This is a genomic window from Photobacterium rosenbergii (assembly GCF_003026455.1).
GTDB lineage: Bacteria > Pseudomonadota > Gammaproteobacteria > Enterobacterales > Vibrionaceae > Photobacterium > Photobacterium rosenbergii.
Window position 1 is genome coordinate 1 of sequence record NZ_PYMB01000041.1, and the last position, 21,572, is coordinate 21,572.

At 49.0% G+C, this 21,572-nt stretch carries 19 protein-coding genes; 7 read left to right on the forward strand and 12 right to left on the reverse strand.

Annotation, left to right across the window (positions count from 1 at the left end):
• The first annotated feature begins 271 nt into the window (after positions 1–271).
• A complete protein-coding gene (locus C9J01_RS28325) occupies positions 272–1,480 on the forward strand; it encodes a multidrug effflux MFS transporter (RefSeq protein WP_237157077.1) in 1,209 nt (402 codons plus the stop codon).
• A 64-nt stretch (positions 1,481–1,544) separates the two neighbouring features.
• On the opposite strand, the gene C9J01_RS28330 is transcribed toward C9J01_RS28325, so the two are convergent.
• The 5 genes from C9J01_RS28330 to ebgR form a co-directional block, all read right to left on the reverse strand.
• Entirely contained in the window at positions 1,545–2,972 is a 1,428-nt protein-coding gene (locus C9J01_RS28330) for an amino acid permease (protein WP_107301409.1), read from the reverse strand.
• A 251-nt stretch (positions 2,973–3,223) separates the two neighbouring features.
• Entirely contained in the window at positions 3,224–4,657 is a 1,434-nt protein-coding gene (locus C9J01_RS28335) for an amino acid permease (RefSeq protein ID WP_107301410.1), read from the reverse strand.
• Positions 4,658–4,750: 93 nt separating this feature from the next.
• Complete coding sequence (locus tag C9J01_RS28340; protein WP_107301411.1) at positions 4,751–5,203, reverse strand: beta-galactosidase subunit beta; 453 nt, start codon at positions 5,201–5,203, stop codon at positions 4,751–4,753.
• A 14-nt stretch (positions 5,204–5,217) separates the two neighbouring features.
• Positions 5,218–8,322 (reverse strand): beta-galactosidase subunit alpha, encoded by a 3,105-nt coding sequence (gene ebgA / locus C9J01_RS28345; protein WP_107301412.1) that lies wholly within the window; start codon positions 8,320–8,322, stop codon positions 5,218–5,220.
• Positions 8,323–8,633: 311 nt separating this feature from the next.
• Positions 8,634–9,623 (reverse strand): transcriptional regulator EbgR, encoded by a 990-nt coding sequence (gene ebgR / locus C9J01_RS28350; RefSeq protein ID WP_107301413.1) that lies wholly within the window; start codon positions 9,621–9,623, stop codon positions 8,634–8,636.
• 247 nt (positions 9,624–9,870) lie between these two features.
• Here ebgR and C9J01_RS28355 point away from each other — a divergent pair, with 247 nt between their 5' ends.
• Positions 9,871–10,203: a tRNA-binding protein gene (locus C9J01_RS28355; RefSeq protein ID WP_107301414.1), complete on the forward strand. Its 333-nt coding sequence runs from the start codon at positions 9,871–9,873 to the stop codon at positions 10,201–10,203.
• An 83-nt stretch (positions 10,204–10,286) separates the two neighbouring features.
• Here the strand turns inward: C9J01_RS28355 and C9J01_RS28360 are convergent, their stop codons facing one another.
• Positions 10,287–12,005, reverse strand: coding sequence for a hypothetical protein (locus tag C9J01_RS28360; RefSeq protein WP_107301415.1), 1,719 nt, complete (start codon positions 12,003–12,005; stop codon positions 10,287–10,289).
• 466 nt (positions 12,006–12,471) lie between these two features.
• Between C9J01_RS28360 and C9J01_RS28365 the strand changes: the two genes are divergently transcribed.
• Positions 12,472–13,020: a nucleotidyltransferase family protein gene (locus C9J01_RS28365; protein ID WP_107301416.1), complete on the forward strand. Its 549-nt coding sequence runs from the start codon at positions 12,472–12,474 to the stop codon at positions 13,018–13,020.
• Between the two features lie 198 nt (positions 13,021–13,218).
• Here C9J01_RS28365 and C9J01_RS28370 read toward each other — a convergent pair whose 3' ends face one another.
• Positions 13,219–14,199, reverse strand: a complete 981-nt coding sequence (locus C9J01_RS28370; RefSeq protein WP_107301417.1) for a zinc-dependent alcohol dehydrogenase family protein — start codon at positions 14,197–14,199, stop codon at positions 13,219–13,221.
• Between the two features lie 137 nt (positions 14,200–14,336).
• Here C9J01_RS28370 and C9J01_RS28375 point away from each other — a divergent pair, with 137 nt between their 5' ends.
• Positions 14,337–15,236, forward strand: coding sequence for a LysR family transcriptional regulator (locus C9J01_RS28375; RefSeq protein WP_201797880.1), 900 nt, complete (start codon positions 14,337–14,339; stop codon positions 15,234–15,236).
• A 63-nt stretch (positions 15,237–15,299) separates the two neighbouring features.
• Positions 15,300–15,521 carry a hypothetical protein gene (locus tag C9J01_RS28380; protein WP_107301418.1) on the forward strand — a complete coding sequence of 74 codons (222 nt, stop codon included), beginning with the start codon at positions 15,300–15,302 and terminating at the stop codon, positions 15,519–15,521.
• Between the two features lie 57 nt (positions 15,522–15,578).
• Here C9J01_RS28380 and C9J01_RS28385 read toward each other — a convergent pair whose 3' ends face one another.
• Positions 15,579–16,730 (reverse strand): carboxypeptidase-like regulatory domain-containing protein, encoded by a 1,152-nt coding sequence (locus C9J01_RS28385; protein WP_107301419.1) that lies wholly within the window; start codon positions 16,728–16,730, stop codon positions 15,579–15,581.
• Between the two features lie 175 nt (positions 16,731–16,905).
• Here C9J01_RS28385 and C9J01_RS28390 point away from each other — a divergent pair, with 175 nt between their 5' ends.
• Together C9J01_RS28390 and C9J01_RS28395 are read left to right on the forward strand one after the other, a co-directional pair.
• A complete protein-coding gene (locus C9J01_RS28390; RefSeq protein ID WP_107301420.1) occupies positions 16,906–17,145 on the forward strand; it encodes a hypothetical protein in 240 nt (79 codons plus the stop codon).
• 147 nt (positions 17,146–17,292) lie between these two features.
• Positions 17,293–17,583: a DUF3303 domain-containing protein gene (locus C9J01_RS28395; RefSeq protein WP_107301421.1), complete on the forward strand. Its 291-nt coding sequence runs from the start codon at positions 17,293–17,295 to the stop codon at positions 17,581–17,583.
• 68 nt (positions 17,584–17,651) lie between these two features.
• Here C9J01_RS28395 and C9J01_RS28400 read toward each other — a convergent pair whose 3' ends face one another.
• The 4 genes from C9J01_RS28400 to C9J01_RS28415 form a co-directional block, all read right to left on the reverse strand.
• The gene (locus C9J01_RS28400; RefSeq protein ID WP_107301422.1) at positions 17,652–19,037 is read right to left on the reverse strand and encodes a sensor histidine kinase; all 1,386 of its coding nucleotides are present in this window, start codon (positions 19,035–19,037) and stop codon (positions 17,652–17,654) included.
• Between the two features lie 65 nt (positions 19,038–19,102).
• On the reverse strand, positions 19,103–19,870 hold the full coding sequence (locus C9J01_RS28405) for a response regulator transcription factor (RefSeq protein WP_107301423.1): 768 nt from the start codon (positions 19,868–19,870) through the stop codon (positions 19,103–19,105).
• 97 nt (positions 19,871–19,967) lie between these two features.
• Positions 19,968–20,672 (reverse strand): spondin domain-containing protein, encoded by a 705-nt coding sequence (locus C9J01_RS28410; protein WP_107301424.1) that lies wholly within the window; start codon positions 20,670–20,672, stop codon positions 19,968–19,970.
• Between the two features lie 9 nt (positions 20,673–20,681).
• Positions 20,682–21,356, reverse strand: coding sequence for a spondin domain-containing protein (locus tag C9J01_RS28415; RefSeq protein WP_107301425.1), 675 nt, complete (start codon positions 21,354–21,356; stop codon positions 20,682–20,684).
• Between the last annotated feature and the right edge of the window lie 216 nt (positions 21,357–21,572).

The following is a 21,572-nucleotide window of genomic DNA, read 5'->3' on the forward strand; positions in this document are numbered from 1 at the left end:
ACCCAGCACCCAGCACCCAGCACCCAGCACCCAGCACCCAGCACCCAGCACCCAGCACCCAGCACCCAGCACCCAGCACCTTTGTCTTAACCCCCTATTTTGTAACAAAAAGTGAGCCAGTCATGGTGACGAAATCGAGCTTTTGCCATGATGGTGCAAGTTTGGGCTTGTTGTTTCTGTTGGTTGAACTGACGTGAAATGACCTATGCATTTTGCTGCTTCTCTACAACAATGAGCAGCTTTAGCTTGGTATAACGAAATAGGTTTTCCTTTGAATGTAAATAGCCGCTCAGTAGCGCTACCGCTGTCGCCTCCCAGTATGTTTACCCTTATGATGCTGACTGGGCTATCGGCGATGTCGATCAGTATCTTCCTGCCTTCGCTGCCGCAGATGGCGGAGTATTTCAATGTGGAATACAGCGTGATGCAGTTTGCGGTATCTGGCTATATTGCCATGAATGCCGTAGTGCAGTTCTTCATTGGGCCTTTGTCGGACCGGTTTGGGCGACGTACCATGATGCTGTGGTCATGTGTGGTGTTTTTGCTTGCGACCTTGGGCTGCCTCCTAACTTCGAATGCTTACTTGTTTCTATTTTACCGTACAATTCAAGCTGTCATTGTTAGCGCTGGTGTAATCGCCCGCGCCGTTGTCCGTGATATTGCCGATGAGCACGAATCAGCCAGCATGATTGGCTATATCATGATGGGGATGTCGATGGTTCCCATGGTCGCCCCAACCGTAGGTGGTTTCCTGGGCGAGTGGATGGGGTGGCAATCTAGTTTTGTCCTGATGCTGGTTGCGGGTCTGGCGATAACGGCGTTGGCTTTCTGGGATATGGGGGAGACCGCGCCGCAAAGCCATTCTTCTTTGGCCGCACAACTCAAAAACTATCCAAGTATTTTGAAGGACTCCCGGTTTTGGGCCTATTGCCTGATCACCATGTTTGCCAACGGCAGCTTCTTTATATTTCTGTCTGGGGGGCCGTTGGTTGGCTCTGTGGTCTTTGGTCTGTCTCCGTCGGAATTCGGGCTTTATTTTGCCATCACGCCATTAGGTTATCTGGTCGGTAATTACCTATCTGGCCGTTTCTCAAAGCGGTTTGGGATGCAAAAAATGATTGCTGCCGGTATCGCTTTATCACTTGTTGGTCTGATAGCTATTTTGGTACTGGGCTTTGCCCATATGAGTACCGCAACTGTTTTCTTCGGCCTTATGGCTTTGGTTGGTTTGGGCAATGGCTTAATCCTTCCTAATGCTACGGTGGGCATGTTGATGGTCAAGCCAGAGATGGTAGGTTCGGCCTCTGGCCTCGGTGCGGCAATTATGACCGGAGGCGGGGCCGTATTGTCTGTCGGTGCAGGGTTCGCTGTCTATGAGGGGGCTGGCGTCATGCCAATAACCGGTTTAATGACAGCAACTTTTATCCTCGTTGTGGTGCTGTTTGGCTGGAGCCAAAAACTATCATCGGTAGCTAAATAACAAAACCCGCCATTAGGCGGGTTTGTATTATCGTGTCATTGTTGCTTGGTTGCGATGTTAGTGCTTACTGCGTCACAGCTTCCTGTTTAGCCTCAACACTCTTACCCGCTTGCTTTTTTTCAAAGCGTGAGATCCACCACCATGCAATGGCAGAGAATACCGCGGTCATGAACACATTGATGAAGAACGCACGGACAAGGTTAACGCCTGTTGGGAAGGCCGATGCCGTCATACTGACCACGAAGATAACGATAAGTACAGACACAATCGCCATACCGACATTGCGCGAACCCATGCGGAAGTCACGCGGGGTATCATCGTATTTCCAGCGGAACACGAAGTAGGCAGCCATGATGAAGATTGGCGGTAGCATTGCGGTACCCGCTGTCAGGTTGATGGCCTGGTTCATCATGTCCTGTACTGACTCAGAGCCGAAACCGTTAACGATAAGCATCACGAAAACGAAAGCGAACTGCCACCATGCGGCGCGGACTGGTACACCGTGCTCGTTAAGCTCGGTTGTCTTCTCACCGTAAACGCCTTTCGGGATTTCAGAGAAGTGGATTTTCACCGGAGCGGCGGTCCACATCATCATCGAACCAAACATAGCAATGAACAGTACGATACCGACAAAGCGGCCAACCAGAGACTGGGAAATCTCGAAGTAGTTCGCCATACCGGTAAAGATTTCAACCATACCACCGGCGTAGGTCAAATCTTCGCGGGCAACGAAGACGTTAACCAGCAGTGAGCCAACAGCATACATGGCACCAATTACCACACCTGCTGCAATGATCACTTTGATGAATGACTTATGGCCGCCTTTCACATCGTTGAGATATGCTGCTGCGGTTTCAGCGCCGCCTGCAGCCTGGAAGATCCAGCACATGATACCCAGCGTTGCCCAGTTGATCGTCGGGCTCATTGCTTCCATGGTGATTGGCTGAGCTGGGGTGTAGTCACCGCTCAATGCCATCAAGGCACCAAGGACATAGATTCCGAATAGGGCAAACACACCGTAAGCGACGATCTCGGAGATCTTACCCAGCCAAGAAGCGCCTTTGGTTGAGATATGGGTAGCTGCCGCAAACAAAACGATTGAGATTAGCGAGGTGACCATTGGCGAGAAGGTGTATTCGTAACCCAGCATAGCGTAGGACGCGTAGGCGATAACGTTCGGTAGTAGCGAGACGAACCAGAACAGGTTAACGAACCAGTAAAGGAAAGAGCCAAGGTAAGCTGCTTTGGTACCCAGTGGTTTTTTCAGCCAGTCGTACATGCCCGATTCGGAGTTCTTATTGGCCGATACAAATTCGGCAATAATGAACACGAAGGGGATAAAGTAGACCACGGTTGCCAGCAGGAAAATAGGTGCGGAGCTCAAGCCCAGCTCGATGTTGTTGTTAACGATGTTGCGCACGTTGAATACGGCCGCAAAGGTCATCGATAGCAACGCAAACTTGCCAATCGTGCCGCGTAGGGATTCAGACATTGTGTCCTCCGTTATTGTGTCTGTTAGGACCTGATGTTGTGTGGTTATACCTAAGTAACCTGGAGGTGCCCGAAGGTTACTTGGGTATAACAGCAGAGTGCTGCTGTGTCTATTTGGTCGTTCTGGTTGTGTTATCCGCGTTACGGTTATAGGCCGTGATTGCTAAGTGCTGTCTGGCTTTGTTAATGTGTTGGCAGAGAAAGTTGGATATTGGCTTTCTCTGCCAGGTTTATGGGTTACTGAGTTATCGATTACTCAGTCGCTAGGGTTGGCGCGGCTTCTTTGAGGCGCTCTTCCTCACCCAGTGATTTTTCGTACTGGCTGTACTTCCACCATGCAAAGCCAAGGAAGATCACGATGCCGCCTACGTTGTAGAAAATGATGGTCATGATGTCGGCGCCGGTCGGGAAGGTTGAGGCCAAGAACCCAACAGAGAAGATGCCGATAAGGACAGACACCACGGCGATACCCAGTTTGCGTGAGCCCATCTTGAAGTCGCGCTCCAGGTGGTCGAGTTTCAGGCGTAGGTTCAGGTAGGCCAGCATGATGAATAATGGTGGCAACATTGAAGCTGCAGCCGTCATATTGATCACGGTATTCATAAGGTCTTGTGCGGTGTCTGAGCCCAGTGTTGGGATAACCATCAGCGGGAAGACAATGGCGTACTGTACCCATGCCGCACGGGCCGGGACACCGTTTTCGTTCAGCTCAACGGTTTTCTTGCCGAAGATGCCTTCTGGGATTTCAGAGAAGAAGATTTTTACCGGGGTTGCTGTCCACATCAGTAGTGAACCAAACATCGCTGTGAAGGACACCAAGCCAACAAAACGGTTCATCAGAATTTCCGGTAGACCGAAGTAACTCGCCATGCCTTCGAAGACCTGTACCGAGCCGCCGGTATATTTCAGTAAATCGCTTGATACGAAGACATTGATAAGAACGGAAGCCACGGAATACAGGGCACCGATAATAATACCCGCCACAATGATCACTTTGACGAAAGACTTGGAGCCACCTTTGACGTCGTTGACGTAAACCGCGACAGATTCAGCACCACCGGCAGCCATGAAGATCCAGGTTGTAATACCGAGGAAAGCCCAGCTGAACTCAGGGATCATCGCCTCAACAGTGATAGGGTCTGCGGGTTGGACACCGCCGATTAATGCTGCGCCCGAAAGCAAGATGTAAGACATGGTCAGTAGCAGCATCAGGGAAGAGGTGACTGACGTGATAGGACCCAGCATTTTCGCACCGTTGGTTGATACATAGGTGGCAAAAGCAAACAGGATCATACTCAACGCCGTGGTGGTAAATGGCGTCAGGATGTATTCGTAACCGAGGAAGGCGTACGACGCATAGGCGATAACCCTAGGTAGTAGCGACGTAAAGAAGAACAGGTTAACGAACCAGTAGGTATAAGCAGAGATGAACGCCCAGCGGCCGCCGAGTGAGCTTTTCACCCAGGCATAAACCCCAGCCTCTGAATCTTTGTTGAGCGAAACGAACTCAGCAATGATCAAACAGAACGGGATGAAGTAAAAGAGCGTGGCCAGGAAGAACATTGGCGCAGAGGCCAAGCCAATCTCAATGTTGTTGTTGATGACATTATTGAAGCTGAAAACTGCCGCAAATGTCAGGGAGAGCAAGCCAAATTTGCCTATCGTATTACGTTTTGTATCAGACATTTTTATCTCCGAAGAGTCACGTTATATCTAGGGTCTGGAAGGGCGGCCGGCCGACGCCGGGCCCTCCCGTTATTATTTTTTTGAATGTCTTGTTTATTTATTTAGGAAGTAGCCGTCTTCGATGGTTACTTTCAGCACGACCTTGCGTACCCGGTTGTCACCGTGGAAGCGGTAGGCTTTGCTGTTGTCGAAGATGACCACTTGGCCTTCGTACAGCTCGCGGGTTTCGCCTTGTCCTTGCAGGTACTCGCGGTCTGTTTCGTCGCGGTAGGCTTCCACCACGCCAAGCGCTGACTTCTCAGCGAACTCAACGGTTTCGCGGCCTTCCAGGTAGTAATGGACGTCGAAGTAACGGCGGTTGCCTTCGAAGGTGGCGGTGTTGCAGGCAACACCGTCTTCAATCATGTAAACCAGCGAATCGCCGATGGAGTGCATCACGCCATCTTTGATATTGGCGATGTTTTCAATCGCTTCTACGCAGCGGTTCCATTTACGGCCATCGCGGTACACCACTTTGAATTGCTCTAGGCTCTCTAGCACGATCATGATTCTCGCCTCGTTTACTGGTTGTTTTGGTTAGAGGTTGCGGTGAAGAAGCGGTTGCCGAAGTCATGGCCAGCCATGGCTTGCGCGCTGCAGTCTCCCGCCTGTAATGGCATCAGGGTGAGGCCGTAACGGAACTCATCCATGTAGACCCGGTAAGAGTCGAGCACTTCACTTCCCCAAGAGTTGGAACCGAGGCCCATCAATTTGTGGTCAAGGTTCAGGGTGATGTAGCCACTCTTGGCCAGATCGATAGTGTGCTGGGCTTGATGGAGGTTCTGGTTGGTGTAGAACCATGCACTGAAGTTGATTTCCTGCTGCGGTTTGACCAGCAGGCCAGCACCGTGACGGTTGGTCAGCGCCGCCCAGCGAACGTGCTGGCGGTTACCGTTGTTTTGCGGGAACGGGTAGTTCTCGAACATGTCTTCAACAGTGCTCTGGTAGATATCAATCAGGTTGGCCTGTTTGCTGTCCTGGTAGTTTTCTTCTGGCCCGCGGCCGTAGTATTTCACCTGGTCGAAATCACCGTTGATCCCCAAGTCCAGGCCGATAACCGGAATGACATGTGGGTAATCGCCGTAGCGCTCGCCGCTCAGTTCAATGTTGAGCTGGCCTTCTGCATTTATCTGGTAGCGGTACTCACAGCGCATACCGAAATCAAACACCGGCGGTGCAATGATGCTGGTGGTTGTGATTTCAACCGAGTTGCTGTTGCTACCCACGTCGATAGTGCGGAAGTGCTCCTGCATAATTTGCAGGTGGGCAGGTTCCCATAGCCCTTCGTGTTCTTGTTTGTGGTTGTCGATCATCGGCTTGAAGAAGTTCAGCTTAGGCTCTGACTTGATAAGCTCTTCGCCGTTGACCACCCAGGAGGTCAGCTTGCCGTTGATTTTCGAGAAGGTCAGCGCAAAGTTATGACCGGTGATCACTGTGCTTAGGCGGTTTTCTTCCACCATCAAAGGTGTCGCATTGTGGTTTACAAAGCGCGCTTGGTTAGCCGTACTTTCTTTGAGCAGGTACTGGTAAACCGCAATTTCGTGGTTGGCGGTGCTGTATAGTGTGCGGCTGTCTTTGCGGACGGTGAAGTTGATGAATACTTCGCGCTGGTCCAGTTCAGGAATAGCAATCGTGATTTCACGGCTTGAGTTGGCAGCAAGGTCTTCAACCTTGAACTGAACGGTGCGCAGGGTTTCACCTTCGGCACGGACATCTGCAGTGATGGTGTAGTCGTTAAGATCAGAGAACCACAGTTTGTTCTCGATCAGGAACTTGCCAGCCTGCTCGTCGATGGCACGGATCTTCACTGGCGCAATGACTTGCTTGTACTCTTTAAGGCCAGGGCCCGGTGTTTGATCTGGGTAGATCAGGCCGTCCATACAGAAGTTGTAATTGTTTGGGTAATCGCCGTAGTCACCGCCGTACTTGTAGAACTCTGTACCGTTTTCATCACGGGCCAAAATGCCGTGGTCACACCACTCCCAGACGTAATGCCCCTGGATATGGTCGTGCTGGTAGAACACGTTCTGGTATTCGGTCAGGCCGCCCGGGCCATTACCCATAGCATGGGCATACTCACAGATGATGCGTGGCTTTTGGTGCGGATGCTCGCCGAAGTAGTTCATCAGTTGGGCACGGGAGTACATGGTGGAGATGACATCAACCACTTCCGCATCACGGTCTTCTTCGTAGTGCACCAAACGGGTGTCATCAATCGCCTTGGTGGCGGCATACATTGAGCGGATATTGCAGCCGTAACCTGATTCGTTACCCAGCGACCACATGATGATCGAAGGGTGGTTTTTCTGGGCGTGAACATGGCGTACTGCACGGTCAACAAATACGGTTTCCCACTCAGCATCATCGGTGATGCGGGACAGATCGCCGACATTGGCAAAGCCGTGGGTTTCAACATCGGTCTCGGCCATGACGAATAGGCCATAGATGTCACACAGTTCGTAGAAGCGAGGGTCGTTCGGGTAGTGTGCAGTGCGGACAGAGTTGATGTTGTGCTGCTTCATCAGGATCAGATCTTTTTCGATACGATCCATGCCGACGGCACGGCCTTTGAGATGGTCATTATCGTGACGGTTGACACCATGCAGCATTACGTACTGGTTGTTGATATAGAACAGGCCGTCGCGCACTTTGATATCACGGAAACCGACACGCTGCGGAATGATTTCCACGGTATTGCCTTTCTTGTCTTTGAGCGTCAGGACAAGCTGGTAAAGGTAAGGGTTTTCCGCAGTCCAATGGATTGGATTATCCAACTCGATGGCAAATTGTGTCTGGGCCTGCACCTGTGAATTAGCATTGATAACTAGGTGAGAGCACGCGCCCTCGGCAATGATCTGGCCCTTGTCATATAGCGCGTATTCAAGGGCAAAACCTGACGCTTGAGACGCAGACAGGTTTTCGATTTCGACGGCACAAGATAGCGTGGCTTGCTGGTAGTTCTCCGCAAAATCGGTGCGAACCGTGAAGTCCTGAACATGCACTTGTTCTTTACCGACAAGGTACACATCGCGGAAGATCCCTGCTGTCCACCACATGTCCTGATCTTCAATGTAGGTGGAATCGGCCCACTGCATGACACGGACAGAAAGTAAGTTGTCACCTTGTTGGACGTATTGGCTGATGTCGAATTCAGCAGTTAGGCGGCTGCCTTTACTAAAGCCGACATACTCGCCGTTAACATAGACTTCGAAGTAGGTCTCAACACCATCAAACTTGATGATGGTCTTCTTATCTTGCCAGTTGGCACCTAGTGTGAAGGTACGCTGGTAGGCACCGGTCGGGTTGTCGGTTGGGACGAACGGAACATCGATAGGGAAAGGGAAACCCTCATCGGTATATTGCAGGTCGCCATGGCCTTCCATCTGCCACATGTTAGGGACAGTGATATGGCCCCAGTCAGCCATAGGCTGCGAGTAAAACTCTTCTGGTACCAACAGCGGGTGGTTGAAATATTGGAACTGCCACTGGCCGCTGAGCAACATGAAGTTGCTGCTAAGCTCACGCTGGAAAGTTTGTGCGCTTGATAGGGAGTTGTAAGAGAAGAAGTATGCACGTGGTGCAAGACGGTTCTCATGTAGGTGAAGGAAGTTTTCCCAATTGTTCACGAAATGCCTCCGGTTCAATACCGATGTATTTTTCTGCCATGACCAGAACGTTGGTCAGGTAACTTGCAAATCAGTTTAGTAAAAGTTTTACTAAATAGAATCAGTAAAAACTGGATGCTTTAACTCGATCACGATTTTTACTATTGCTTTGCTCAATAGTGTGATGGTGATTAAGAAATTCAGTGGGGAAGGGTTTAGCTCGGTTGAGGAAGTGAACAACAGGGAAGTTTGCACGCTGGGCATTTATCTCAGATATTAAAAAAGCGCTTTATATCAGCGCTTTATAATACAATTGATCGTGACGGGAAAGCTTAATTACGCTTTGTGGTGTCACGCAGCTTTAGCTGGCTTGGGACATAGACTTGCAGCGGTAGCGTCCTATCGTCACGGATTTTCTCGACGAGCAAGTTGACCCCTTGAATCCCCATCATTTCTGAGTGAATACGAACGGTAGACAATGACGGAAAGGTAAACTTAGCGGTCGGGATATCATTGACGCTGATTAAAGCGATATCTTCGGGGATCTTGAGGCCGTGCTCGTGGATAGCTCGCAGTACGCCAATGGCAATAGAGTCGGAAGCAACAAACAAGGCCGAAGGGTAATCGCCGGTCGCCAGCATCTCTTTTGCCAAATCATAGCCGGAAGAACTGGTGAACTCGCCGCGATAGATATCTTTGTTGGACACCACCCCTTTGAGCTGACCGTATTCTGCAAAGGCCTCTTCGCGAATATCTGCGACATCCGGTAAATCCTGACCACCGATAAAGCCGATGCGTTGATAGCCCTGTTCAATGAAAAAGTCGGTGATTTCCTTGCTGACCCTTGCTAAGTCAATATCGACAGAATCATAAGGTGAGTGGGTATCACTGAAATCAACAAAGCAAATATTGTCGGAAAGGCTTTTTACTTTCTCAAGCACTTTTGAACTATTGCGGCCCACGAGGATAATGCCGCTAACCTTGCTGTTTTCATTGGCTATTTCACCGTTGTAACAGTTGGTTAGCTCTATGCCAAGCTTACTACACTGGGTCTCGATACCATAGCGGATAGAGAGGTAGTACGGGTCGTTGACCTCGGCTTCCTGCTTGTAGTTGTAAACAGCCATGAAGTGCTGTTGTTGCTTTTTGCTGGTTGCTAGGGCTTTGGCGTTGCTGGTTTTGTATTCCAGCTTTTCAGCGATTTCGAGGATTCGGTGCTTGGTTTCTTCTTTGACGCTTAGTGTCGGGTCATCGTTGAGAACCCGTGATACCGTCGCCAGAGATACGCCCGCTTCCGTCGCGATGTCTTTCAGTGTCGCCATTTACTTGTATCCATTGGCAAGGCTCACTCACCGTGAGCGGTCTATCAATTTTACTATTTTAAACATACTACAAGGGGGAGTTCTACGTTTTACTAAAATCATTTCGCATAAACTGTAGAGCTATACGGGAATGCTGGTGTGGATATGTGCGCATCGTACACAAAGGAGACAGAGGCGCTTGCCATCTGCATGACTTCTGGTAAGTTAAAGGTGTTTTAGTAAATTTTACTTGATAAGGAAATGCTCAATGGAAACTATCGCTTATTCAGATTTCGCCAAGTTGGAGATCCGCACTGGTAAAATCATTGAAGTCGCCCGTCATCAAAATGCCGACAAGCTCTATATTGTGCAAATCGATGTCGGTGAAAAAACACTTCAGACCGTGACTAGCTTGGTGCCTTATTACACCGAGGAAGAATTGATGGGTAAGCAGGTAGTCGTATTGTGTAATCTGGCAAAAGCCAAGATGCGTGGTGAAACTTCTGAGTGTATGCTGCTTTGTGCCGAAACCGATGATGAGTCTGAAAGTGTGTTGCTTACCCCTGAGCGCATGATGCCTGCTGGGGTAAAGATCGTTTAATTCGTTTTTACGGATAGAGTCTCGGCTAACACAGATAAAACAAAGCCTCGTCAGTGACAAGGCTTTGTAAGTATTAATCAGGATTATTTGCTGATTTTCTGCATGCTACTGGTCGAGGCGATATTACCTGATGTTGTCATCTTGGTGCGGATAAGCAAACCCTCATCCCAATCTGTGCCGGCAGGTTGGTATTCCCACTTAACAAAGAATTGGTCGTTGATGTCGCAAGCATCACCTGGCTTGTAATCATCAACATCACAAAAGCGCACAACGGTGTTTAGTTCGGTCAATGTGGCCTGAGACTCACGACCTGATTGGTTGAACCACCAGTAATCGATATCAGCCAGTTCTGCGTAAGTGTATGATTCTTCATCAAGGTCCACTGCTGCGTTACCGTTACACTCTGTACCTGAAACCGTCGCTCCCGTTGCGTCGAAAACAAGTTTCATTGTGGCGACTTCACCATTGTCACAGGTTTGCTTGTCTTCCCATGTCCCTTTGAAGTCAACGTAACGCTCTTCACCGGCCTTATCAACTTCATACCAGAAAGATACGCTCTCAGTCTGGCGGTATGATGGACATGAATCTATGTCTTGATCACAACCGGTACCAGACAATTGGTCTTTTTTCATGATTTCGGTATAAACGCCAGTCACTGGATCGTAAGAACCAGAGGCCGTCTCAATTTGCCAGAATTCAAGACCTTCATCTTTGTCTTCTTCATCAGCGTCGTCGACGAGCTTTTCTGCGCTGTAGTGGTTCAGCTCTTTAATGGTTGAAGCGGAAAGAGGCATCATTGTACGGCCTTCGATTTCAGCCCAAGGCATGACTAAATTTTCTTCCTCGGCTTCATATGGGTTGAGCAGGTTGTAATGGAATTTGTTACCTGTCAGAGTGTAATTTCCATCAAGGTTTCCGCCATGACATTCATTATCAGTGCCGTTTGAATCATGGACAAATTCTCCTCCCGAGGCGATACAGTTTAGGTACTCTGAAGCTGCGCCGCTTGAGAAAGTCGTATCATTAGAGCCTTCAAGGATGACCAAGTTTGCCTGTGTTAGCTGCAGGTCCATGAATGACATTCCACGGGTTTGGTGGAACAACTCATTCTCAAGCATCTTGTCAGCGTGGACGAAAGTGAAACCTTGGTTAGTTGTATCATACTGGGTAACGCTGATATTGCGGACAAACTTGCCGTCTTTCTTGCTGAACGGGTTGTCAGCATCAGAACCGCGAGCCATCGAACCGAAAGCATCTTCCATGTGGGCTAATGCTTCTGTTTCATCAGCAATCTCATTAGCGGCCAAGCCCAAGAAATCAAGGAAGTCGATGACTGTTGCACGAGAGTCTAAGTTGATAAAACCGATCTCTTCGAGTGTTTCTGCATCCGGGAATTTCAGTTCATCAGGGATAGAGATAAGGCCGTTACCAGCTGTGCCAAAATGGTTATCAATTGACTGCAGCAAAATCGCCAGGTTAAGTGCACGGTTGTATTTACCAGCTGCTTCAAATGGAGTCAGTACGTCCCTTGCTGAGGCGGCACCCACTTTCAGGCCGTTTTCGCCACCAATGTAGAAAGTTATGGTATCTGTCGACGTTGCATCAAACTCACCTTCTACACCTGTTACCCCACTCTTGCCAGAGCTTGTTGTGTAGTACATGCCTTCAACAGCGGCATCGATAAAACGACCGGAGATCTCAGTTTCGCCGCCACCATTGTCACCACCAGATGAACTGCTGCTTGAATTACAACCAGCCAAAATAGCGGCCATTGAAACGGCTAGTAGACTTAACTTTTTCACAATATTCCCTTTTGAATGATATAGAGTTATTTGTTACGAGCGATATTTTGCATATCGCTGTTTTTATTAAATATTTTCGTGGGAGTGTATATGAAACCAGATAAGTTGGAAGAGGAGATGGTGCGAATAATTTATATCTATAACAATGACTTATAGCGAGCAAAAATTAGCGTGCACGGAGAATTTAGATAAGAAATATTGATATTGGTTATGCTTTATTGATAACTCTTCTGATGATTTCGATTACATCTTGCTTTGGGCCGAATAAAATCTTGATGGAGTTGATAAGTGCTTGTATTTTAATGTTATTCAGCAGTGGTTAAGAAATTACTGGAACCGTGATCTCAAATAACAATTGTTGGTCTAGTTTACATTTGTTGCATGCGCAACACATTCTGTGTGTTTTATGTAATTTTATAGAGAAACAGGCATACTTTTTTCTTAGACATTTATATAAGAGCCTAATGTGGATTTCATTATTCAGTTGATTGAAAGGGACTTACTTCGGATTCGGGCGTTGCAATGCGCTCGGCAACTAAATCTCCCTCAATGCTACTTGGCGGCGGGGTTTGTCCGCAATCTAGTCTGGGATCACCTCCACGGTTACAGCGAAGCAACCCCGCTCAATGATGTGGATGTGGTGTATTTTGACCCAGGTGAAGACGATCCCAACCAATATCTGGTTTATGAGCGTCAACTGACGCAAATGCTACCGCTATTTAACTGGCAGGTGCGCAACCAAGCCTTGATGCACTTTCGCAATGGTGACAGTCCTTACCGCGGTACGCTGGATGCGATGAGTTATTGGCCTGAGAAGGAAACGGCGGTCGGTGTTCGGCTAGACAGCCAAGGGGAGTATGAATGTACTGCAGCGTTTGGTTTCGAATCCTTGTTGGCGTTGCAACTCAATCCCAACCCTAAGCGGCCACACTCACTGTTTGCCGAGCGGGTCAGGAACAAGAACTGGCTCGAGCATTGGCCTAAGTTGGTGGTAAATAATCAGATGCCTGACTAAGCGGCGAGTCTCGTTTTACCTTTCCCCAGATAAAAAAATCCCCTCAGCTGACGGAGCAGCGAGGGGCACCAAGTCTAGAAACTAGATACATAAAAAGGAAACATGTCTAATGAACGTGAACAGCACGAATAATACGTGCCGGTCAAAAAGTGTTCAATGATCCTTTTTGTAAAAGCTGTAGAGCTGAGGTTAAAAGCCTTATTTTGCAGTTAGCACCACTTTACCGACGGCTTGTTTCGATTCTAAACGCTGGTGGCCTTTGGCGACTTCCCAGATGCTGTATTGGCTTTCATCAATCAGCGGTTTGATCTGCCCTTCATCGACGAGCTTGGCGATATGGGTCAGGATTTCCCCGTGGGCTTTACGGTTGATGCCATAAACCAGTGGGATTGGCATCAGTACACTGTGAAAACTCAACCCTTTCAATGCTACTTGCAGCGGGTCACTGATTGGCAGGATAGTGGCTACTTTGCCGTTGTAACGGGCTGCCTTAAAGCTGTTTTGAATATGCTCTCCGGCAATGGTGTCAAAGATGGCATCAAAACCTAGTCCATCCGTCAATTGGTTGGTGTAGTCTTCAACCGATTGTTGTTCGGCATTGATAATGTGGTCGGCCCCCAGTGTCTGGGCTGTGGCGAGGTTTTTCTCCAGCGAGGTGGTGGCAACCGTTGCACCTAGCACTTTAGCCAATTGGATAGCAATATGACCGACACCGCCGGTGGCGCCGTGGATCAGCACATTGTCGCTAGGTTTGATGTGCATTTTGCTGACTAGGGCTTCCCAGGCGGTAATAGAAACCAATGGCAGTGCGGCAGCTTCACGCATGGAGAGTGACTTAGGCTTAAGTGCCATCAAATCAGCATCGACCAGCATGTATTCGGCCAGTGCGCCGTCTATTCCGACAATACCACCTGCACAGCCATAGACTTCATCCCCAACCTTGAAATGGTCAATGCCTTCACCTACCTCTACGATAATCCCGGCAACATCACCATGTAAGATCTCCGGTAGGTTGGCCGACCAAGGTGTTTCTGCAGAGCGAAGCATAGTATCAAGTGGATTAACACTCGTTGCTTTTACCTCGACTACAAGGTGTCCAGCCTTGGCTTTGGGTTTATCACGCTCAACTTGTTGGAATACATTGGCGTCGCCCAGAGAATCAATAATCATCGCTTTCATCGTTTTACCCTCGTTTGTTGAAGCAGGGCCAGTCTATTGTTTGCGATAAGTGCAATCCATGCATCAAAAGGCAAGTGTATTTTGCCTTTTAAGCAATGCATGCTTTGATAAAATGGTGCCTTGAAGAGGGGATAGTGATGATTAAGCGACTTCAATATTTCAATGCTGTGGTAGAAACCGGCAGCATTTCAGAGACAAGCCGGGTGTTCGATGTCCAACCGTCATCGGTATCGCGCCAGTTGGCGGCACTGGAAGAAGAGCTTGGGGTGAGGTTGATTAACCGCAATACCCGCACTGTTTCGCTCACAGAAGCTGGCAAGACTTTTTACAGTTACTCGCAGCATATTGTGGCGAGCCTTGATGAGGCTCGCAGGACGATTAATGATCTGCAGGATATCCCCAAGGGGAAACTGGTGGTCAGCTCAACGGTTGGCTACGGCGAAGCGGTGATCTTGCCATTGGTTAATGGGTTCAGGCAGCGCTACCCCGAGGTTGAAATCAGCCTTGAGCTTAGTGAGCGGGTCAAGGATTTGATAGAAGATAATATTGATGTGGCGATAAGAAGTGGAGAGTTGGCGGACTCGTCTTTAGTTGCTAGGAAGCTGCAAGATAACGATTTCATTCTTTGTGCCAGCCCTGAGTATTTGGAGACAGGTTCTAGCCTTTCCACCCCAGAAGAATTGGTCGATCACCAATGTATTCGATATGGATATGCAGGCTGGCAGCACTGGTATTTGATGGGGGAGCCACTTGAGAAATTAGCTATCGGCAATGGACTGGAGGTGAATACCGTCAATGGGCAAAAGCAGTTATTGCTCAGCCATTGCGGTATTGCACTGATTCCACATTGGGCGGTGGCTAATGAACTAAAAAGCGGACGGTTGCAGCAGGTATTACCTGACTATCATTTCAGCCCCCAAGCAACGCCAACGGCAACGTATGCGATATACCTCAAGCGGGAAATGGTCTCGCCGAAGGTACGGGTGTTTATCGATTACCTGATAGAGCAGATACACGGGGGCAAACAGAGGTTTTGAGCGCGGTAGGATTGGCTATAATCAGAGGGCATCGTGAACACTACTGTTAAGGGTGATGATTCTATGGCTACAGATTTTGACTCCTTGCTACCGAACCTCAAAGAGTTCTCAATACCGGATACGCCTTTCAAAGTCGTTGATCCAACAGCATTGCCTGAAGGTACCCGCCAGGCGTTTGATGAATTCTTGACCGGCTCGACCCTGCCGCAGGCCTTTTGTGCCTACAGTCATGACTACTCCCAGTTCTGCAAAAAAGTTAGAAATGGCGAGATCAGTATTGGGTAGTCATGCACAAATGAGAATAAAGGCCGCTAAGCGGCCTTTTTTGTGTCTAGTCGATGCCTACAGAGTGAAGTCGACGTTTGTTGTGCGCCCTGGATTGATGATGATGTTATTGATTGAGTCATAGATCTCAAAGCCATAACCGTTATCATCTTCATTATCGTATTGGGCGGTACAGGTATAACCCACAGCATAAGTACCCGCATACACATCACTGAAGCTAAAGTGTGCATTCATGCCTGATGGATCGGTAATGAGAGGAACGGCTACTGGAGCTGACTCTTGTGGGCGACGTTCGCCCTCATTTCCAAGGCGAGGGTCGTGGAAGCCTAGCATTTGGTTTTGTTCGGTAGCGCCACGGTAGAGGTATACTTCATCCTTAGCATCAAGGCCACTCTCATGACACAAGCTTTGGATGGTGTCGATATCAATAGTGCCGCGAATATGCCCTAACCGTGGTTCAATATCATCCACATGGACGATTTCAAAATCTTTTTTACCTAGGAAACGCCAACCCTGATTTCTGTTGTATTGAAGAGTTTCTTCGAGGTTAAACCAGAATGCCAGGTTGTTATATCCCTTTTGTACTGTAAATGGTTGGCTGACCAAACGACCGGTTGGGCGTGCGTTATGAGGCGGCTTGGCACCGGCACACGAACCTTGGCTTGGTGAACTGAGGTGGAGGTAGCTTCCGTCAATGTCACGTACGTGAGAGTCATAATCTACCTCAACTTGTGCACCAGAACCGCTTTCTCCATTGATATACAGGCACATTTCGTAGTCGCCTGGTGATAACTTCAGGTCTTGGAATAGTGGGTAGGCATTGCCACCGTTGGCATTCATGACATCGATCATGCGAAGTTCATTGGCTTCTTCTTCAAAGGTGATGTGGTAAGCCTCACATTCGCCAGTTTGATCGCAGGTTGCGTCATCACTGCCACTACCACCCACTTTTTTTAGGAAAACATAATTGAAGGCAATGACTGCTTCGTCAATGTCATCGAGACATTTCTCGTGGTTGCAGTTTGCATTGCTGTAATCACTGGTCTCGATTAGGTTCTTGTTTGCTATTACCGGTGAGTTAATTTGGTTGATCACACCAAAGTTCAAAGTTGCTTCTGTTGGAGTCGGTGTATTGTCATTGCTGTCTGAACCACAGCCGACAAGTAATGTGCTCAGTACCAAAGGTAGGAGTAACGTATTGCTTTTCATGATAATTCCTGCCGAATTTGTTTCGGCGGAATATATAGAATGGTGCAGATGGGTGTGTCATCAGATTGTCAGGCGCGTTTTGCTTGAGTAGGTTTTCACAAAATGGGGAAATATCGGCATAAATTATGCTGAACATATCTGTGTATTTCTAAATTCTCTGTAAAGGAGAAAGACAATGAAACTGTCCAGTATTGATATGCCAGCCGTACATGAGCTGCAAGCCCTTGGTTATACCAAGTCAGAGTGCATGAATATTATCGAGCGTGAAATCTACCGCCTGACGTCAGGGGACCGCTCTAAAATTGCTGAGATGTGTGATAGCCAGTGCCTGAAAAAGCAAGAAGCGGTCGATAAAATTCGCAGTCTCAAACGTACCCGTTTCTTCCAGTATATCCAACGTTTTGTTTTTCTATGAAAGTCTCAGTGTCTTGTGCGATAGCTACCTTTCCTTCCATTTTTGATTCCTATTTTGCAAACAGCAGATACCCAGCCGAACTAAAATGGTTTGGGTATCTGTGACTATACTCTCATCACGTTTGATGCGTGATTGAAGAGGTATCCCATGACTTTCCTTATCAGTTGGCAGTTATACCAAGGACGCCTACATCCGGTACTGGCCCATTTTGCTCAGATTAGCGAAGAGCAAGACAAGGCCGTGATGGGGCCAGATATCAAGTTAATTGGTCGTTGGCATGATTTGGTCAGCGGCACGGGCGTCTGTATTGTCGAGTCTGACAGTGCAGAGGCGGTCACCGCTTATGCATTGAAATGGAACAATGATATGGATATTACCGTTCAGCCAGTGGTGGATGATGCGATGGCCCGCGAGTTGGGAGAAAGGCTTACGCTATAAGGGCTAGATTACAGCGTAAGCCTGAGATAAAAAGCGCCTTCCTCATTCCGCTTCAGGAGAAGTGGTGACTAGGTGGGAAGAGGAAGGCTGAAGGATTGCTCGTAATGTTGTGCTTCCTGCCTGGTGTTCAACTGGCTTTGATGTAGCATCAAGATAGATTGGATTATCTTGGTTCCCAGCCCCATGCTGCCTTGCGGGGCCTGAGGATCAATATCATTTTCCAGTGATATGCCCAGCCCGATTGGCGCAGCGCTTATGGTTAACTGCACCGTACTTGAAGAGGGGGCATGTCTGATGGCGTTATCAAAAAGGTTGGTAAACAGCCGTTGCAATAACTGCCGATCGCCGAACACTGCATCCTGCTTTGGCAGCTTGATTGCCAGCTCAACACGTTTTCTGCTTGCCTCTGGCTGCATGGTATCTATCACATCTTGAAGAATATGACCGAGCTTTAAGGCTTCAAATTTCGGCTCTGTCATCACCGATTGCTGACGGGCGATATCAATTTGCTGCGATAACAATTCCGATAGCTTTTGGGCATTGCGCTGGGCGGTATTGATTAGCGGGTCGGGCTGGTCGCTTTGGATTTGCCAGGTTTCCAAATAACCGAGCACACTGGCGAGTGGTGTTTTGAGATCATGGCTAAGCTGGACCAGCAATTCGCGCCGCTTTTGCTCTTGGTGCTCGAGCTGAAGGAACTGCTGGGATATGGTTCTTGCCATCAGGTACATCTGTTTGGCGATAGGTTTTAACTCCGCTACATTGAGCATGGCTTCGGGTTTCAGGCGGTAGCCGTTTTTAGCCTGTTTGTTTAGATCTTGGGTGACTTGCCTGATAGGGGTGAGCAATGTCGACTTGGTTAGTTGGTAGACACTCAGGCTAAAGCCGAGCACAAGTACCAACGCTGCGGCAGCGACCCAGGCTACAGGGGAGTGAAGTATTGCATCGAAATCACTAAACTGCGCCGCCAAGGCACGTTGTTCGCTACCAATGACTACATAGAGATAACCGAGTGTTGTATCACCCTCCATAATCGGTGCGACTGAGAAAACTTTCTGGTGCGAGGTATTACGCGGATTATCGCCCAGAATAGGGAAAGGCTTACCGGAGAGGAAGGCGTTAATCGGAGTGAGGCTGACCTGTTGGGTCAGCACTTTACCTTCGGGGGCGGCATGGCTTTTGATATTGCCCTCATTATCGAGAAAGTAAATTTCAAAATCAGGACCAAGCAGCATCAAGGTGTGGAAAATAGACTTGAGTGCCTTGGGGTTGTAGTCGCTGCCTTCCATCAAGGGGCTGTCGTCTCGCATGTGCGCGGCAAGTTCACGGTGCAGGTTCTGTTGGGTGCGCTGTTCGACATAAGCCTGCTGATAGTTGAACAAGCTGCCAATGACCAGAATAGACAGGATGAACCAACAACCGGTGAGCAGCACGAGTCTGATTTTGTAATTCATTGCTTCTCCTAACCTCTTGTATTTGTGCTCTAGTTCCTGATATTTGGCCGTTTGCTTATCGGTTTTTAGGCTTCGAACTTATAGCCAACACCCCAGACGGTGTGGATGTATTGGTGATCATCGTTGCTAGCATTGAGTTTGGTCCTAAGGCGGTTGATGGTGCTACAGACAGTGTGGTGGTAGCCGGAAAACTGGGTCTGCCAAACAGCATCGAGTAACTCATCCTTGCTATATACCCGGCCTGGTCGCTTGGCCAAAAAATGCAGCAAGGTAAATTCGGTGGCCGTGAGCGAGATAGAGCTGTGCTTGAATTCAACCTGATGGGTAACAGGGTTGATGATCAAATCACCGAAGCGTAGAACACTTTCCATGCGATCGTCCGAGTTGCCTGAAGTAAGGTCCGGATCATTGACCGCCTCTTCTTTGCTGAAGTGCTGGCGGCGCAGCATAGCCCTGACTCGGGCTTGGAATTCCAGAACGCTAAAAGGCTTAGTCAGGTAGTCATCAGCACCAGACTCGAGGCCTTCCACCTTGTCTTTTTCGGCATCTTTGGCTGTGAGCACAAGTACTGGCAACCATGGCTGATTGCCTATCTGGTGCTGGCGGATCCCTTGGCACAAGCTTAAGCCATCACCGTCTTCCAACCCACGGTCGAGAACGAGCAGGTCGAATGGCTGTTCGGCCAATGCTTTTTTGGCTTGCGCCAAGCATGTGACGCGAACAACATCATGCCCTTGGAAGGACAGGTGCATATTGATCAGATCAGCAAGATCATTGTCATCTTCGACGATGAGGATCATAGCGGCGGGTACCTGTTTTTCGGCTAAGTTCATTGTCATGTCCAAACATCTGAAGGAGCGTACTCCCTCAGATGACCGGACATAACCAGATAACTTTCACTCAAAAATGAGAATGGGTGGGTTATCTATTTTACTCGGTGCGGGTGATGATCAGTTGGGCTGCCGGGTTCAGGAAACGATGGGTGGCATTAAGCACCGAGGTGTCCAAACCATCATCTTTGCTGATCACGCCGGCGTGGAAAGAGACACGGTCGTTATCATCACGCTCGCTGTTGAAGCCTTCACCGCCAGCAGCGGGACCCGGAATAGTATCTGCAGCTTCATCATTGGCTTCGGTACCTGAATCCCATACCGGCATCGCGATGCGAACACTCTCGCCCACAGCCAACGAAGCTAGGTCTGTTGCCGTTTCAGCCACAAAGCCATCGTTGGTATTAACCAGCATGCTCGCCACTGACAGGTAAGGTGATACTGAGGTATCCATCGTTACCGTAACGGTGTCACTGCTCGCAGGTAGGATCACGCCACTTCCCTCGACCTGTAGCGATATACCATTAGCCTGTTCGCTAAGTAGTGCACTGTTGTCCCCACTTTCTGCCAACATTTCCAGAGCTTCTGATGCCGGTTGGCCGATAGTGAACAGTTGATAGTCGCTGCTGTGGCCGATCACTGCCAATGGCGACAGCGGTTGGTTGGCAGCGGTGTTCTTGACCTCGACATTAAAGGTAGCGAGTGTTTCTTCTGGCGGAGTCGGGTCATCGTTGTCCGAGTCAGTTGGGCAACCGGCCAAGAGACCTACAGAGGCCGCAAGCAAGAGTAAGCGATAGTTTTTCATGCTGCCTCCTTACTTCACGGTAACGGTAACGACAGCAACCGGGTTGAGCCAGCGGTAGGCTGTACTGCTGATATCACTGAGGCCGCCTTCAGGGTCGGTATCACCGAGGTTGCCTGGGTGAATATGGACGGTGTCGTTGGTGACCGCTGTTTCTACCCCTGTACCGCCAGTGCCGAAGTTAATGAACGGTGGGTTAGGCATACTGCCTGCCAGTTCATCGTTGGCCTCGGTACCGGCATCATAACCATTGAGCCGGACGGTATAGGTACCCGGAGTTGATGGGATAGGCCAGCTATCCAAACCGACAAAGCCGTCATTGGTTGGCAGCAGCATGGCGGTGATAGTCAAGCTATCGGCATCGCCGGTATCCATGCTGGCTGTGGCTGAATCCCCAGGATTAAGAATACCGCTCGCAGGATCGGCAACCACCACAGCGCCTGCATTACTAGCAAGGGATGACAATGGGCCGATATCCCCGCCTTCAGCCATTAGCTCAATTTCAGAACCGGCAGCTTGACCGCTGCGGAACAAGAAAATATCGCTACTATGCGCGGCAACCAATAAAGGGGTGAAGTAAATGTTTTTGGTCGCATTGGTAATAGTGACGTCAATTTCTGCTGCTTGGGCTTGGCCAACGCTCATCAAAACCGCTGCTAAAGAGAGGGCCGTAACTGTTTTGTTCATTGTTCTTTCCCTGTGTTGGTGAGTTACCTTCACTATGGCGGGCAAATCTTGCAGGACTCTCCAAAAATTCTCACAAATTTCTCACAATAAGAACCGGCCCTCGGAAGAGCGGGCCCTAGGACCTAGGCAGAGCAAAAAGCAAAAACACTGCTTGACGCTTAATAGCCTTTCAACATCCTGTGCAGGACCCAGGACCCAGGACCCAGGACCCAGGAC

Bases quoted from the DNA above. Each gene is read 5' to 3' on its own strand.
- C9J01_RS28415 (WP_107301425.1), bottom strand. From the start codon at position 21,356: ATGAACAAAACAGTTACGGCCCTCTCTTTAGCAGCGGTTTTGATGAGC.
- C9J01_RS28380 (WP_107301418.1), top strand. From the start codon at position 15,300: ATGGCTACAGATTTTGACTCCTTGCTACCGAACCTCAAAGAGTTCTCA.
- C9J01_RS28370 (WP_107301417.1), bottom strand. From the start codon at position 14,199: ATGAAAGCGATGATTATTGATTCTCTGGGCGACGCCAATGTATTCCAA.
- C9J01_RS28355 (WP_107301414.1), top strand. From the start codon at position 9,871: ATGGAAACTATCGCTTATTCAGATTTCGCCAAGTTGGAGATCCGCACT.
- C9J01_RS28340 (WP_107301411.1), bottom strand. From the start codon at position 5,203: ATGATCGTGCTAGAGAGCCTAGAGCAATTCAAAGTGGTGTACCGCGAT.
- C9J01_RS28385 (WP_107301419.1), bottom strand. From the start codon at position 16,730: ATGAAAAGCAATACGTTACTCCTACCTTTGGTACTGAGCACATTACTT.
- ebgR (WP_107301413.1), bottom strand. From the start codon at position 9,623: ATGGCGACACTGAAAGACATCGCGACGGAAGCGGGCGTATCTCTGGCG.
- C9J01_RS28390 (WP_107301420.1), top strand. From the start codon at position 16,906: ATGAAACTGTCCAGTATTGATATGCCAGCCGTACATGAGCTGCAAGCC.
- C9J01_RS28400 (WP_107301422.1), bottom strand. From the start codon at position 19,037: ATGAATTACAAAATCAGACTCGTGCTGCTCACCGGTTGTTGGTTCATC.
- C9J01_RS28375 (WP_201797880.1), top strand. From the start codon at position 14,337: ATGATTAAGCGACTTCAATATTTCAATGCTGTGGTAGAAACCGGCAGC.
- C9J01_RS28395 (WP_107301421.1), top strand. From the start codon at position 17,293: ATGACTTTCCTTATCAGTTGGCAGTTATACCAAGGACGCCTACATCCG.
- C9J01_RS28405 (WP_107301423.1), bottom strand. From the start codon at position 19,870: ATGAACTTAGCCGAAAAACAGGTACCCGCCGCTATGATCCTCATCGTC.
- C9J01_RS28410 (WP_107301424.1), bottom strand. From the start codon at position 20,672: ATGAAAAACTATCGCTTACTCTTGCTTGCGGCCTCTGTAGGTCTCTTG.
- C9J01_RS28330 (WP_107301409.1), bottom strand. From the start codon at position 2,972: ATGTCTGAATCCCTACGCGGCACGATTGGCAAGTTTGCGTTGCTATCG.
- C9J01_RS28335 (WP_107301410.1), bottom strand. From the start codon at position 4,657: ATGTCTGATACAAAACGTAATACGATAGGCAAATTTGGCTTGCTCTCC.